13 protein-coding genes are annotated in these 16211 nt (G+C 31.4%); 9 read left to right on the top strand and 4 right to left on the bottom strand.

The genetic code is table 11. The annotated features are described in order from the left end of the window. Window positions 1-125 precede the first annotated feature (125 nt). The 4 genes from K5R64_RS08940 to K5R64_RS08925 form a co-directional block, all read right to left on the bottom strand. Window positions 126-1664 (bottom strand): ATP-binding protein, encoded by a 1539-nt coding sequence (locus K5R64_RS08940; protein ID WP_220762792.1) that lies wholly within the window; start codon window positions 1662-1664, stop codon window positions 126-128. Window positions 1665-1810: 146 nt separating this feature from the next. Beyond that, window positions 1811-3034, bottom strand: coding sequence for a DUF4917 family protein (locus tag K5R64_RS08935; protein ID WP_220762790.1), 1224 nt, complete (start codon window positions 3032-3034; stop codon window positions 1811-1813). Then, entirely contained in the window at window positions 3031-4284 is a 1254-nt protein-coding gene (locus K5R64_RS08930) for a restriction endonuclease subunit S (protein ID WP_220762788.1), read from the bottom strand. Before K5R64_RS08930 ends, K5R64_RS08935 begins: the two co-directional genes overlap by 4 nt. Further along, complete coding sequence (locus tag K5R64_RS08925) at window positions 4268-5836, bottom strand: class I SAM-dependent DNA methyltransferase (protein WP_220762786.1); 1569 nt, start codon at window positions 5834-5836, stop codon at window positions 4268-4270. The genes K5R64_RS08930 and K5R64_RS08925 overlap by 17 nt, the downstream gene beginning before the upstream one ends. 256 nt (window positions 5837-6092) lie before the next feature. Here K5R64_RS08925 and K5R64_RS08920 point away from each other — a divergent pair, with 256 nt between their 5' ends. The 9 genes from K5R64_RS08920 (at window position 6093) to K5R64_RS08880 (ending at window position 16145) form a co-directional block, all read left to right on the top strand. Next, the gene (locus tag K5R64_RS08920) at window positions 6093-6479 is read left to right on the top strand and encodes a hypothetical protein (RefSeq protein ID WP_220762784.1); all 387 of its coding nucleotides are present in this window, start codon (window positions 6093-6095) and stop codon (window positions 6477-6479) included. Further along, on the top strand, window positions 6469-9807 hold the full coding sequence (locus tag K5R64_RS08915; protein WP_220762782.1) for a hypothetical protein: 3339 nt from the start codon (window positions 6469-6471) through the stop codon (window positions 9805-9807). Before K5R64_RS08920 ends, K5R64_RS08915 begins: the two co-directional genes overlap by 11 nt. A gap of 593 nt (window positions 9808-10400) precedes the next feature. Next, the gene (locus K5R64_RS08910; RefSeq protein ID WP_220762780.1) at window positions 10401-12020 is read left to right on the top strand and encodes a hypothetical protein; all 1620 of its coding nucleotides are present in this window, start codon (window positions 10401-10403) and stop codon (window positions 12018-12020) included. A 401-nt stretch (window positions 12021-12421) separates the two neighbouring features. Continuing rightward, window positions 12422-13285, top strand: coding sequence for an AraC family transcriptional regulator (locus K5R64_RS08905; RefSeq protein ID WP_220762778.1), 864 nt, complete (start codon window positions 12422-12424; stop codon window positions 13283-13285). A 47-nt stretch (window positions 13286-13332) separates the two neighbouring features. Continuing rightward, window positions 13333-13875, top strand: a complete 543-nt coding sequence (locus K5R64_RS08900) for a YbhB/YbcL family Raf kinase inhibitor-like protein (RefSeq protein ID WP_220762777.1) — start codon at window positions 13333-13335, stop codon at window positions 13873-13875. A gap of 253 nt (window positions 13876-14128) precedes the next feature. After that, a complete protein-coding gene (locus K5R64_RS08895) occupies window positions 14129-14674 on the top strand; it encodes a GNAT family N-acetyltransferase (RefSeq protein ID WP_220762775.1) in 546 nt (181 codons plus the stop codon). Beyond that, window positions 14659-15183 carry a DinB family protein gene (locus K5R64_RS08890; RefSeq protein ID WP_255580333.1) on the top strand — a complete coding sequence of 175 codons (525 nt, stop codon included), beginning with the start codon at window positions 14659-14661 and terminating at the stop codon, window positions 15181-15183. Before K5R64_RS08895 ends, K5R64_RS08890 begins: the two co-directional genes overlap by 16 nt. A gap of 5 nt (window positions 15184-15188) precedes the next feature. Continuing rightward, complete coding sequence (locus K5R64_RS08885) at window positions 15189-15554, top strand: nuclear transport factor 2 family protein (protein WP_220762771.1); 366 nt, start codon at window positions 15189-15191, stop codon at window positions 15552-15554. Between the two features lie 54 nt (window positions 15555-15608). Then, window positions 15609-16145: a YfiT family bacillithiol transferase gene (locus K5R64_RS08880; protein ID WP_220762769.1), complete on the top strand. Its 537-nt coding sequence runs from the start codon at window positions 15609-15611 to the stop codon at window positions 16143-16145. Window positions 16146-16211 lie beyond the last annotated feature (66 nt).

Below are 16211 nucleotides of genomic sequence, written 5' to 3'. Positions count from 1 at the left end.
CTTCACAACTACTATAATCATAACCTTGCAATCATATTGATTAGTGATGATGCCTTTGAGGATTGTAATGATGCTTTTCTTACTCTTTTTTTCTGTTAGAGCAAATTGTAACTTGTCCTATAATACTAATTTCTTTGACTAAGAATAAAATCTCTCATTAGATTAACTGAATCCTCCAATTGTTCAAAAGTAAATCTAGGATTCAAAGTATTCTCCGGATGATGAATTTGATGTCTGATATACTCGGTCAATATTATTTGCTGAATACTGGCATTACCTCTAAATATCTTATTGTAAATAACTGTGGGCTTCCCACTTTTATAATCGTTCCACAATTCTTCTGCTTCAATATAACCGTGCAATTCATTGTGATACTCTTCCGTTAAATCACGGAACGCAACAAAATTAATTTCATTTAAAGATGGATATGGCAATTGGCTAGACATTACTTCTGATATAACTTTGTTTCCATCCATATCCTTATTAATTAATCTTAAATTTTCAAATTCTAATGATTTTACGACCGTTGAACTGTGAGTTGTTAATAAAACTTGGGTATTATTAGCTTGTGACAATTCCACGAAAGCTTTTATCAATAACTTTTGATGATCTGTATGTTGAGATGTTTCAGGTTCTTCAATAGCATAAATAATAGATTGTGAATTTCCTGTTTGAAGTCTTCTTTCTGCTTCGGCTCTAAAAAAGTTTAGCAAAATCAATCTTTTAACACCACTACCTCTCTTATTAATTGGAATATTTTCATCACCTGAAATAGAAACATTTTTAAATACATCTATCCATTTAAGAGCACTAGCCGATGGAATTACAGGTGTTAAAGAATCAGCAATATCAGGATTCATTTCTCTTAATTTCCCTAAAGTTGCATCAGAAACAGCACGTAGATGAGTTTCGACCCTACCTGCAATATCTGCAAACATATCAAGAACTTCTTGATCTCCCAAAATCTGAGAAACAGCCTTCCTCAATGGATCCTGAACTTCACTATCATTATCGCTATTTTTTCTATCAGATTGAAAAAGGGAGTATTGAGGTAAATATGTTTGAAGTCTTTCCCATATATTTTTCGCATCTTCTTTCGATGTATCTATTTCTATTTCACTCAATTGCAAATCAGTTGCAAAATGATTCCAAATTGCAGTACGCATAACTGCATTTGTAGTTAAATTTTCAGATTCTATAGATTCATCCTTAATGATTTTTCTATAATCGGTTATCTTCTTAAGTAATAACTCTGAGCATTTTGGATTTGTAGGATGATTTGCTTTTATAAATACTTTTGGAGAACCAGCATTTGGATATTTTTTTACAATTTCTAACCTATCTTCAGAATTCAACAAATATTCACTTTGAAATGTCGTTAGGTTAGTTGCATCAATCGTGATTGAGTCTGGTAAATCTGTAAAAGTCGCACTAATAAAAACATCCTTATCTCCTTCATTTAGGGCTGTTTTATTAATATCTTCCTTGTCTAGTTTTATTACTCCATTTCCTTTACCATCATTAAAAAAAACATCTAATGCTTCTAAAACTGTTGATTTACCAATATCATTTTTACCAACAAAAACCGTTAAATCATCTATTTTAATCTCTATTTCTTCTTTATAACTCCTAAAGTTTTTTAATTTAATTGAGTGTAATTTCATAATCTAAGTTTTCTTTATTTCGGTTTGTTAGTTTCTAGTTATTTTCAAATCTTGTCATTTTTGCCAACAACATCTCCTACAACTCCTTATAGTTATTATTTTTATTATTTAAATTAATTAAACAATTCACAACCTTTCCAAATCGATTATTCAGATACTTCAACTTTATCGTAACAAATTGTATCTCTATCAAATAGAACAATTTCTTTATTCTTAAATAATTCCGTTGCTCGTTGAAAATCTTTTTCAAAACTTTTTTGGGATGATGAAATATAGACTCTATTTGCCTCACTGTCGTTTATCGCATCAAATATATGCTTGTCATTGTTATCCAACGAACTACCAATGATTACAATATTACCTCTCAAATTTGAAAATTCATCTAATGAGTCTTTTAAATATCTACTATCGTTTATTTCATCTATTTTACTGTCATTTGTAAATACACAAATCAAATCTTTAGATTCATTATCCAAGATTTCATCAATTATTTCATACAAAGCCTTTTCATTTGCTTTGGTTATTTTATAAATACTTTTTTTGTCTTTATACAAATGAAAAGCTCCATGAAGGAAAAATAAATTTTTGTTAATTTCAGGCCTATATTCAAAAAGTTGTAACATACTATTTTTAGTAAAGCCATCTGAAATATCTAATTTAATTTCATTTTCTAACAACTCCTGATACAAAACCTCTAAACATTTCTTGTAATTTTTTACACCTTTATTTTTTAAAACGTCACTTAACTGCTTTTCAAAATCAGTCTTTGTTAATTTATTAAAATCCTTTTCTAATATTTTATTTCCTCCACTATCAAAAATGTCTTTTTTATAAGTATGATAAATATCTTTTATTGTTTTATATTTCTCAGAAGTTTGTACATTCAGATCAATTTCTTTAAATGGGATTGTGTTATTAAATACTAATAGATTTTCATTTTTCTTGAATTTTAATAACAGTAGGTATAAAAAAGGATCATAATTGAGGGTAAAGTAATTTGTAAAGTTTTTGAATAAAAGCCCTAATCCATTGTTCTTTTCTTCATAAATATTTTTGATTGATTCTTTCACAATTGAAAAACAGGCTCTAATAAAATCTTTTTTAACCTGATTGTTGATGAATACATGCAAAAAATCTTTGTCTGAATTTTCAATATTGCTTTTTAACCTTCCAATAATACCCTCAATATCGTAATTATCATTTTCGATTATTAAATTGTTATAAATCGGATTATGTTCTTTCATAACCTCGAAAATATTAGCATACCCAGTATTAACTCCTAGTGAATAATTAAACCCATTGCCTAATAACAGATGATTTTCAGTATTTTTAATTTCAGATATCATTTCCGAATATTTCACTAAACTCATATTTCAACAGTTTTAACTTCAACTTTCGTCATTTTAGCCAACAACAACTCCTTCAACTCCTCCATTTTTTGGTTTTCATTAATTGCATTCATAATATTTTTACGAATGACATCGAATGTATTATCAAATTCCATTAGCGATTTAATTCCTGGATAAACAACAATATATTCCTTTATTAAGTCTGGTGAAATGTTAGCTTGATTTGCACTACCTGTGGCACCATTCATCAAATACTCTCTAAAAAATTCTGATTGGATTAACTGATATATGATATTTTGTGCTTTTGAGGATATTTTGCTAACTCGTTGATTTAATAGTGCGTCAAATTTGTAATTATACATTGCTACTTTGCCTACCGCTGAATTAATTTGCGTTTTATGACTTCCTGTAAGAGTAATCAAGATATCGCCAAATTGCACTTTATACTTTAATAGATTATTGTATAGCTTTGAATATTGTATATTTTCTAAAATAACTTTGCTATCATTAATATTAGATATTTTTATTATTGGCAATTCCTTTTCATTTGAAAATTCATCTGACGTAAAAGCATAGCCATTCGTGATTTTTATAAAATCATCTAACCTTTTTAATCCCCACCCCTCCGGAATTTCCTTTTCCAATTCCTCACACCAAACCATCTCTCCGCCATTGCTTTTATAGGGTTTCCCATTTTCATCAGGAAACTCAAACTCCACAAACCACTGCTTATACACAGCCTGAGCAGTTTCTTCGAGTTTAGCAATAAGTTGGTTGTTAAGCGCGATGCGGTTTTGAATCACGTTGTATTCACGCACGATTTCCAGTTGTTTTTCAGGGGAAGGAATTGGTAATTTCATACCACAAAAATCTTCCCATTCCAAACTTCCTCGAACACCACCAACAGCATGAAAACAGGCTTCTCTATCAAATTCCGAACGACTAAACCACATCATTAAATATTCGGGAAGAAGCTCTGATGAGTCAAGTATTTCAAAAATCGGATAAGCCTGCGAAATTATTGCAGGTTCATCTCCTGTGTATAAGGCAACAGGCATTTTTTTGTCTCGGCGTACCTGCATAGTACTGCAAGCAAATTGATTTTTACGGATAATTTTATAATTCTGCATATCCGTTCCAATCGTATTGGCTACAGATTTTATAAATTGCTTAGAAATACTAAGTCCTAAAAGTGTTTTAACTTGTAAACCTTTATTTCTTTCATCTACAAGCTGTATGTAATTCCCAATTGCTTTATAGCTTGATTTCATAACCTAATCCTTTAAACACGGTTAATAAATCTTCTTTCGATTGAGTTTCTTCTTTGAGTAATTGTGTTATATCCTGTTGTAATGCCAACATCATGTGTTCATAATCGATGTTTTCATCTCTATTTACAAATTCAATATATTTGCTCGGTACCAATGAATAATTTTTGCCAACTACTTCAGCTTTAGTAGCCCCATAACTAAACTCAGGTATGTTCTGATAGGATTCTAAATTAGTCTGCCAAGTGTGATAAGTTTTAGCAATATCAACAATCTCATCTTCCGAAAACTGAGTGTATTTCTTTTCGAAAGGAATTCCTCTTTGGCGCAAGTCTAAAAACAAAATCTCGTCCTCACGGTTACGGTAATTTCGGGTTTCATCCGGGAACTGAACGGTGCGTGCTGCCTTGTTTTTATTCAAAATCCAAAGAGTAACACTAATGTTGGTGGTATAAAACATATCTTGCGGTAAAATCACAATGGCTTCTACCAAATCGTTTTCAATGAGTTTTTTGCGTATCTCATACTCGGTTCCACTGCCACTCAGCGCACCGTTGGCCAAAATAAATCCGGCCACACCATTTTCAGAGAGTTTGCTTACCATATTTAAAATCCATCCGTAATTGGCGTTGCTAGTTGGTGGCACTTCATAACCTCTCCAACGTGGGTCGTCCACTAATTCATCAGCCGCTCTCCAGTCTTTTTGGTTAAACGGCGGATTCGCCATGATAAAGTCGGCTTTCAAATCAGGGTGTTGGTCATTGCCAAAGGTATCGGCAGGGACATCTCCCAAATTAGCCGAAATACCACGAATAGCAAGATTCATCTTGGCCAGTTTATAGGTGGTCGAAGTATATTCCTGCCCGTAAATGGAGACTTCTTTTTTATTCCCGTGATGGGCTTCAATAAATTTAACAGACTGCACAAACATACCGCCCGAACCGCAGGCGGGGTCATAAATAATTCCCTTGTAGGGTTCAATCATTTCGGCGATGAGGTTTACAATGCTTTTTGGCGTGTAGAATTCCCCTTTCCCTTTTCCTTCGGCTATGGCAAACTTACTCAAAAAGTATTCGTACACTCGACCTACAATGTCTTGTTCTTTGTCTTTGGTGGTGTCGATATTGTTAATGGTATCCAGCAAAGCCGATAGTTTGCTCACATCCATATTCAGGCGCGAAAAGTAATTATCCGGTAAAGCGCCTTTCAGCGATGGGTTGTTCTTTTCGATGGTGTGCAAAGCGGTATCAATCTTTAAGGCAATATCACTTTGCTTGGAGTTTTCGATAATGTAAGACCAGCGAGCTTCTTCGGGCAGATAGAAAATATTGGACATGTTGTAAAATTCCTTCATCTCCAAAAACTTTTCTTTTCCGTCGGCAACCAATTCTTTTCTTCGTACTTCAAATTTATCGCTTACGAATTTCAAGAAGATTAATCCCAGTACTACGTGTTTGTATTCGGATGATTCTACGGTTCCTCTTAGTTTGTTGGCAGAATCCCAAAGGGTTTCTTCAATCGATTTTTCTTTTTTTGGTTTTGCTTGTTTGGCCATTTAGTATATGTAAATTGTAATTGTATAATTAAAAGCACTAAAACCCACTTAATCAAATTCTTACAACTACAAGAATAAAATATTAATTTTATTTTAATGCTTTTTGACAAAGTTTAACTTTAATTTTGTCTGGTATCGTCAAATATAGAATAAATTTTGGTATCTTTTGGACAAAAAAGCCTACAATTATTCCCATATAAGATAATTACAGGCTACCAAATTAAATTTATAATAAAACAATTAAAATTTTAAAAATATGCCTGTAATTTCCACTGTAGCAGTAACTGCTTTTTTAATAAAATTAGCTAAAAAAGGATTAGACAAAGCATTTGAAACTGGAAGTGAAAAAGTTTCGGAAGATGCTTATAATTGGATAAAATCATTGTTTTATAAAGAAAGTGAACCAAAGAAGATTTTGAAAGAATTGCAGGAAGACCCTGAAAATGCGGAAAAACTAAGTAATGCCATAGCAATTATTAATAATTCCATAGAAGATAATCTACAGTTCCAAGCCTACATAAAGGAAATCATAGAAAAAACACCTAAAACTCAAAGCACAATTTCAAATAGTAAAAACGTAAATACAGGAAATGTGAACACAGCTGGTGGAAATTTTAGAATTGGGGATAATTATGGAAATTAAAAATTTAAATACAGGAACCATTCATGCAAATAATGTTGGAATTGGTGATCAATATGTGACAAACGTATTTGAAGGATTGTCCTTTCTTTTGTCGGACTATCAGGCGCAGATAAAAAATATTAACAAACTAATTTTTGAGTTCAAACCAAAAACAGCTTTCAATTTACTCGTTGATTTAGAAAAACGTATTAAGGAAAGTAATATCCCCAAAAACAAAATAATTGAAAGTAAAATACTCTTCTTAAAAGCGCTTTGCAAAAGGGAATTGGAAAATTTTTCAAAAGAGGATTCCGCTCAGGATTTCATCAAAGCTCACAACCTAAATCCTGAAGATGACGAAATAAGAAATAGAGCTTGCATAGAATTTCTAAATATTGATGGTAATGCAAAAGCAGAAGAAATAGCTGATGATATATTAAAATTTGACAATTATAGCATGATCGGTTGGTTTGTCAAATCAATGACATCATCAGATCTTAAATCATTTTTACCCACTATTCCTAAAGTTATTTTAAACAACTACAATTTTCAACATAGCACAATTTACCAAATAGTTACTAAGAATAACTTAAAGAGTTTTAGTGATTTAAAAGACTATGGTCTTCAATTGACTTTTGACCTTGATAAGTATAAAGTGGTTTCCTTCGAAAATAAACAGGCGTGGATAATTGCACTTGATTTGATGATAAGTACAGTTATCAACTCGTCAACTTTGAAATATATCTCTGGAGATAACTTTATTGTCGAAAACGACACGAAAATTGCTTCACTAATAAAACTATTAGAACTTTTTATTACCACCTTAGATTCAACAGAGATTTCAAGTACTACAAAACATCAAAAATTCTATCTTCATTACTTTCAGTATTTGACATCAAATAATTTAGAATATTCTAAATTGCTAACAGACATCTATGAACAGACAGAAAAGCCCCATTGGATTTACACCCATTGCTATTGCCAGATTTTAAATCATCAAAAAGATTTTAGTAAATCATTGGATTGTTTAACAGAATATGAAAATTCAAAAGGTGAATTACATGCGGAATTCTATCTTTTCAAATTGGTAGCTCTTCATTTTCTTGGAAGAGCTAAAGAAATCGAAATCCTTTATAATGATTATTTGGATTCTATTGAAATAATTGATGAGCGACATTTATTCAACCTGATAAATGTCTTCGATATTCTAAAGCATCATATCGATGGAGAAAGAAATTTTATAATGCAACTTGATAAAGCTTTAAATAAAGTATTTACCATAGCTGATTCAAAAACAGTACTAAAATCCAATGTTGTGTTAAAAAATAATCTGCCGTATGACGTAGAGAAGATGCTTTTATCGTTGAACTCAATTAAGGAGAATATTTTTCTTGGTCCTAATTTTAAAAATCTCATCGCTGAAAATTTTGATCGGTTAGGCAAACCACTTGAAGCATTAAATTTCATGGATACTTACATTGACAAATCGGTAGTATCCGAATCTCTTAGGCTTTACATCTTTATTCTTCACCGTCAATTACAACAAAAAGAAGATACACCCAAAGGTAAAAGCAAAGAACTAATGGAATTACTTGTATTTTGGAGAAATACGAGCGACTACATTGACGAACAGTTGCTTTGTTTGGAACACGATTTATGTGCACGAATACATGATTTAGCGAAACTTAAACAAATAGACCAGCTTTTATATAACCATTTTCCTAATAACAAAAAGTATTGGTATTGGTATCTTGCAACACTTGAAATGACGCATAATTTAGATGAAATAATGAAAATTTCATCTTCATTTCCTGATGTTTTTGAGAATGATGAAATTGGTCTTTATATTGCGGGTGTCTTATTACGCAATAAAAAAAATATTGAAAAAGGATTCAAAATTTTATACAATTTGGCTTCAAATAAAAATAATACAGAAGCCAGAATGAATTATTTTGGTACTTCTTTGTTGTTTGATGATTTTTTCAAAAAATTTGAAACGGTTGAATTAGGCTATTGGGTAGTATATCTTATAGATGGCCGACAGGAAAGAATACAAATTACAAAGTCAACAGGACTACAAAAAGAATTGGTAGGTAAAAAAATTGGAGAGACTTTTAGTCAAATTCATCCAATGACTAAAAAGAAAAACAATATTACAATTGTTGAAATTTTTAATGACGCCTTAAATCTATTCCGAGAAATTGAAGAAGAAGCAAAAAATCCAGTAAATGATTTAGGATTTTATTCATTACAATTGCCTCCTGATATAAATGATTTTACAAAATTTCTTATCGATCAATTTGGCACCATTGGCACAGAAGAAAAAGAACAAAATGAGAAACTCTTTGATGATTATTACAATTATCGTATTGGATATTTAGCTTTAGTAAGTTCAGTTTTTAAAAGAAATTTCGTTGATGCATATTTACATCTAACAGGTAATAAGCAAAGTAAATTTATAACAGTTCCCAATAATTCTTCATCAAATATTGACACTCAAAATCAATCATTAAAATTTGTATTGGATTTCACTTCTCTAATGCTATTTTATTTTTTAGAGAGAGAATTAAAATTTGAATTCAAGCATAAATTTGTCATTTCTTACAGCATGAGGCTCCAAATTGAAAGCTATATAAATTCAGATATGCATTCACCTGAATCAACATTAAGCATGAATATTACTACTGAAGGTATTGAAAATTTTTTCTATCCTGAAGGAAATAAAAACGCTAGAATTGATTTTTTACAATCAATATTAGATTGGATAGATAAGAACTGTGAGATCGACTTAGTAGAAGAAAAATTAGATGTTATTTTAAAACTTCCAAAAAAGGACAATAAATTTGAAAATGCTATTATGAATAATATGATTGATTCTTTGCATTTTTCAACAAGAGAAAATCATAGATACATCAGTAGCGATGTTTCTGTTTTCCAATTTAAGACTGGTTCTAATTTTTTAAATCCAGAAAAGTATCTATTAACCTATTATTCTGGAAGATGTGATTCTGCTTTTTACCGTTTCTTATTGAAATCAAATTATTTAGGTATTACTATTAATTATGAAACCTTAAAAAAAGAGTTTATAGAGTACATTGGTGGTAGAGAAAATTACTATCTTTTGGCTTTAGAAAACCTACAATTTTATAGAAACAATAATCCATATGTGATTTCTACATGTATTGCCTTTATAAATTTCTTGAATCGGACAGCTTTACCATTAACATCAATTAAAAAATTTACAGCTGAAGTTTATGCAAACTCTATGACAGGTATGCATCCAGATTTAATCCTCTATTACAGGAAAATGGTAAATGATAATCTAAAGAGAGAATATCGATTAAACTGAAATATTAATAGAAACCGGTTCTGAAGCTATCTTTGATAAGATATTTTGCGGTTAAAACATCACGGGACCACGCTGGTGCGAACGTCACGCTCGTATCAAAAAAAAAATTAAACAACTTGCAAGTACGATAATTTCATAAGCGCCAATTTTTAATACATACCTATACAATAGCCACATTCATAATTCAAAAATTAACCTACGCAAGCAAAACTAAAATGCAGTCACCCAACAGTACTTTACTTTATTACTCCTCTGTTTCAGACGCATTTAGATACAATAATCTTTCTAATCCCTAATTAAAAAAATCACAGTTGTCGGGTTATAATTCGAGGTAAAGTAAGATATTATTCATATTCTATTCCATAAAAATAAAAAAATAAGTGTTGAAATTGTGCAATCGGAAATTTCTCTTAAAAACGATATATAGATACAATTTGATTGTTTTTAATACATGCATGATTCTTAAATAAATAAATATTAAATTGTTAATAACAAAATCAACTAAACTAGAAGAAATTACTTATTTTAGAATTAAAAAATTAAATGTTGCCAGAAATTAAAAATATATTTATTTTAAAAAATGTTTTTCCTTAATGAGTAATCAAAATAAACATACTACCTCAAAAGAACAAAACGAATACGCCAAAAACGTAGAAGGCGAATCCGTATTTATTTTAGATGCTATCAGTGGTCGCAAAGGCTACTGGTGTATAGGTTGCGATGCACCAATGGAAGCGGTAATTCAAAAGAAAAACACGTTACACAAATCCTATTTTAGGCATATCGCTAAAGATGTAGCTAAAGGTGAAATTCCTTGTACATTCAGCAATCAAGATTTCAGACATAATTTAGCCATTGATATTTTACAAAGAACAAAACGAATAAAAGTACCAAACTTATATAAATATGCACCTGACGGCAAAAGTGCAAAACTAATCCAAGAAGCTACTTTTGTCGAGGCGCATTCTGTAAAAAAAGAACTTTCATTTTATGAAGATGACCATGGAGAAGTTCAATTTGGAAAGAACCCTGAAATTGATAACAAGAATTTGCTCATTAGACCAGATGTAACGTTCTTCGATAGTCAAGGAAAACCAATATTACTAATTGAAATTGTAGTTTCCCACAAATTGAATGATGAAAAAAAAGCTAAAATAAGGCGTCTAGGAATAGATACTATTCAAATCGTAATTCCGAAAGATTCTCCGGAAAATATTGCAAAAAACTTTCTTGTAACTAAAAACACAAAATGGGTATTTAATCATGTCGAACAAAACTCCAACTACTTTCAACTTCCCACTGGACATACAGAAGGAATATCACAAATTGATGAACTCCAAATGGGATTTTTCGGAGAATCTATCGTCTGCCGAAAGAACCAAATTAGCAACCTTATACGGTCAATTACAAGATGCGTGGAATCGCAATTGTATAAACGAGTTGAATTCAACATTGGACAGGAAATATCAAGAATTGAGGAATCTACAAGAAAGCATCAATCAAAATTGGACGAAATTCAAGCAGGAATTGAAAGAGAAATATATTCAGAGCTTGGATCAAGAGGCGAAAGTATTGACGCAACAAGAAGAAAGCTTGAAGAGAAAAATCGAAATCTGGAAGAACGATATTTTAAGCGAAAACGAAAAATTGCAGAGGAACAAGCAGATATTGTCCGGCAAATTGAACATACACTCAGAGATGAAAAACCTGAAAACAGCATTAGCGCAGAATTTGCAGCAGAAGAAAGAAGAATTGAACATGAAATTGAAAGAATTAAGCGAGAGCAGGGATACATTGAGGAAGATACGAGAAAAGAATCAAATTTTGCGGGAAATTTTGCGGGAGAAGAATTTCGAATTAGCAACCAAGAAAGCGAACTTGAACAAGAATTTAGAACACTTGAAGACCAAGAACGAGAAAGCTTTGAAACCTTTAAGAGACAATTTCAATCAGAAACAACGGATGAAAGAAAGCTTAGAACCACAATTGAAGAGGAATTTAGAAGCGGATATCAATGGTTATACGAACAAATTGCTGAAAGAATTAGTGAAAGAGATTGTTCAGGAAATGACCCATTGTCCCAAAGAATTGAAACAATACTTGAATTACGGGGATTATGCAGCGGTTATACAGCTCAACAACAAACTCTCGAAAGATATCGAAAAGGAATACAATACCTTGCAAACGGAACTTACAAAACTTGGGATAAATAGCGAATGGTTTTTGAAAAATCTTTAATATATCTATCTCTCTAAAATAGACAAATTTAACACTCTACGATTTGAAGAAAAGAATAAAACGATTAACCACAAGTCTTTATTCATTAAAAAATACGCTATCTAAAAGAATTTCAACTTATGGCCTTCATCAAAAAAACTATCTATTTATAATTTGATTTCTAAGTTATCTAGCAATTTTACAATCATTTTTTCAAGTAAACCATTAAGAAAAAGCAGCAATTTTTAAAATTGAAGTTAGGTAAAATAACGTAGCTTTTCTTATGCTATTTCGTATCATTTTAAATCAAAAGCCATTTTTCTTACGTAATTTTGTAATGAAAACATTCATTTTGCGGACAAAAGAGCATATTAAGTTTAATTTAAATGCGGAAATCATGAATAGCAATCTAACCACAATACCAGACGACTTTAATATCGGTACTAACGACACGATGATTTATTTTCACTCAAATAATCATGCATCAGCGAATAATAAAGTGGTTTTTACTAAAAACATGATTTGTTTACTGCAACACGGATGCAAAGAGATTCATACAGCACTTGGAAAAGAAATCCTTACTAGTACTGAAGCTTTGATAATGACAAACGGCAGTGCTTTGATGTCAGAAAGCCTAGCCGATAACGGAAAATACGAGGCCATACTCATCTTTTTTGGGAACGATACTTTAGCACATCATTATCAGGAAGGGAAACAGTTCCAAGCATCCAAGATAGAGACACCACCCATTTTGAAAATAAAGAGAGATGAATTTTTAAATAATTACTGTCTTTCGTTGAAGTTATTGCAAAAGCATCAAGACAATAAAATGGAAAAAACTAAGGTACATGAGTTATTAAGTTACCTTAAACATTATTTTCCACAGGTATTTGAACAGTTAATTACAAAGGCGTTTACAGATAATAGTGAGATAAAAATCAAACAAGTTGTTGAACTGAATACTAATTCAAATTTAACGATTGAAGAATTGGCGTTCTTGTCAAACATGAGCCTTTCCTCTTTTAAAAGACATTTTGCTTTAATTTATGGTACGACTCCTCAAAAGTATTTCACGAACTTAAAAATGCAACAAGCCAAAATCATGTTACATCTTAACAATAAACCCTCTGAAGTTGCTTTGCACGTGGGATATGAAAATCTTTCCTCATTTAGTAAAGAATTCAAAAAGCATTTTGGAGTAGCACCAAAGTATTTTCAATTAAATGAACCTTTAGGACAAGTTTTTGAACAAACAGAATAAGGTAGTTATGGTAGTGTTTTTTCAATTTTGTATAAAAACATTTAATCATGAAAAATAACTATCTATTTATCGTTATACTCCTATTAGGAATGAGTATTTCAGCCCAAACTTTTACACTAAAAAGTAAAGAGCTGGGAGGACAAGCGACCAATAAACAATTGCTCAATGGTTTTGGATGTGTAGGTGAAAATATTTCACCACAATTATTCTGGGAAAACGCACCCAAAGGAACAAAAAGTTTTGCCATTACAATGTATGACGAATCTGCCCCTACGGGTAGTGGATGGTGGCATTGGATTGTTTTTGATATTCCCGCCAACTTAGTAGAGTTGAAAGCTAACGCTGGTAACCCAACACAAAAACTAGTACCCTCAACAGTTATTCAAAGTATGACTGATTTTAAAACGAAAGGATACGGAGGTCCTTGTCCACCAGAAGGTAGTGGGTTTCATAAATACCTAATTACAATTCACGCTCTAAATACAGATAAGTTAGGATTAGATGAAAACGCAAATCCAGCCTTAGTTGGCTTTATGTTACAACAGCATCTAATTGAAAAAGCCACATTAGTATTTTACTTTAAGAAATAATAAAATACTAACCCGGTGGGTGAAATTATTCAGATTAATTTAAAAATGGTAATTTTAATTTAAATCTAAAGTTATTTATACCTAACATGTCAGTCTGAGCCCGTCGAAGACTTCTTTGTACCCAACGGGTAAGATACTATAAAAAACGAATCGTCAATAGTTATACTCTAACTTAAATTGGCGTTTATATATTTAGACAAAAAGAGGATTTTTTTCTTAAACAGACGCATAACGTCCCACATACCATACTGTCATGACTATTAGAATTTTGGAAAAAACTGATGCTGATGAATATAGGCACTTACGTAAATTTGCTTTACAAGAATCTCCTTTTGCTTTCTGTGATAGTTTAGAAGATGAAGCAACCAAATCAATACTAGATTACCAACAGGAGATTTCGAATGATAGTAATAAATCTGAAAAATTCACTTTAGGTGCTTTTAGTAGCGCAAATGAATTAGTAGGTTTTGTTAAATTTAAAAGCGAGGAACGAACAAAAGCCTCTCACAAAGCGAGTTTACATGCTTTATATGTTCATCCCGAATACAGAAATCATGGTGTAGCCACAAAGCTAATAAATTGTTTGCTAGAGAGGATTGAAGCAATTAACAATTTGGAACAACTAATTCTTTCAACAACAATTACAAGCAAAGTCAGCCTAGTGAAATATTACGAAAAATTTGGTTTCGAAATTATCGGAGGGATAATAAAAGAAGACTTAATTGTCCAAGGGCAATACGTTGATGCTGTGTACATGATGAAACCATTAAATAACAAGAAATCATGCAATTCTCACTAAACCAAACTTTAAATCAACTCGAGAATACACCTGCTGTACTTAAAAGTATGGTAGTAGGAATTCCTACAGATATGCTTACAACTAAAGAAAATGAAGATAGGTGGTCTATCAAAGAAGTTGTGGCACATCTTATTATTTGTGAAAAAACAAATTGGCTAGACAGAATAAACATCATTCTTTACAAGGGAAATAATCAGCCATTTGTTCCAATTGATATGGTAATTCACTTTAAATTGGCACAAGAAAAAACCTTTGAAGAACTCATTTCAGAATTTCAGGAACGTAGAGAAAAAGCAATTACTAAAATTAGATTGTTAAATCTGCAGCCGTCTGATTTTAATAAAACAGGGTTACATCCTACACTTGGGAAAGTAAATTTGGAGCAATTACTAGCTACTTGGGCAACACATGACTTAAGTCATTTAATTCAGGTATCACGTATTTTAGCCAAACAATACGATCATATGGTAGGGCCTTTTAAAAGATACTTAAATGTTTTAAATACTTAAAGAAAATGGAAAATAGGGTAGCTAAGCAATTTGCTGAAGAATGGATAAAATCATGGAATAGCAATGATATTGACACCATCATGTCTCATTATGCAAATGAGATAGAATTTCATTCTCCTTTTATTAAAATGCTAAATTTTAATGACACTGGAATAATAAGCTCTAGAGCGGAATTAAAAGATTATTTCAAAATAGGATTATTAAAATATCCTGATTTGCATTTTAATTTCCATAAGTATTTTGTTGGCATAAATACAATATGCATCAGTTACACTTCTGTGAATAACAAAGAAGCCTTGGAGGTATTTGAATTAAATAATGAAGGTAAAGCCACCAAAGTTTTTTGTAATTACGCAATTATAGAAGAGTAAAATAGGAAAGTGGGATAAATACTAACTATATTAGTTGTCACAAAACTAAAGAATATGAATATTGAAAAATTAAAATATCCTATAGGGAAATTTACGGCACCAACTAATATAACCAAGGAAATTGTAGAGGAATACATCTTAGATATTCAAGCGTTCCCTGAGCGACTAAAAAAAGAAATTAAAATGCTTTCAGAGGCTCAGTTAGACACCGTTTACAGACCAGGGGGTTGGACTATTAGACAACTCGTAAACCATTGTGCAGATAGCCACATGAACAGCCTTATTAGATTCAAGTTAGCTTTGACCGAAGACAATCCAACAATCAAACCCTATTTTGAAGATAGATGGGCGGAATTGATAGACAGCAAAAACATCGACATAGAACCTGCGCTTTTAATTTTAGAGGGACTACATGCTCGTTGGTCATTATTATTGCAAAGTTTATCAATTGAAGAACTCAAAAGAACCTTTATACATCCAGAAACAAACGAAACAATTAGCCTCGAAGAGAACATTGGAATTTATGCTTGGCATTGTAATCATCATCTGGCTCATATTATTTTTCTTAAATCTACAATGAACTGGCGGTAGAATTATAGCTAATGAATAAGATGCAGCTCTCCAGGATATAATCCATAGAAATTCTTTTTCTTATAG

This window comes from Flavobacterium sp. UMI-01, assembly GCF_019656315.1.
GTDB lineage: Bacteria > Bacteroidota > Bacteroidia > Flavobacteriales > Flavobacteriaceae > Flavobacterium.
This window is presented reverse-complemented; position numbering and strand designations above follow the sequence as displayed.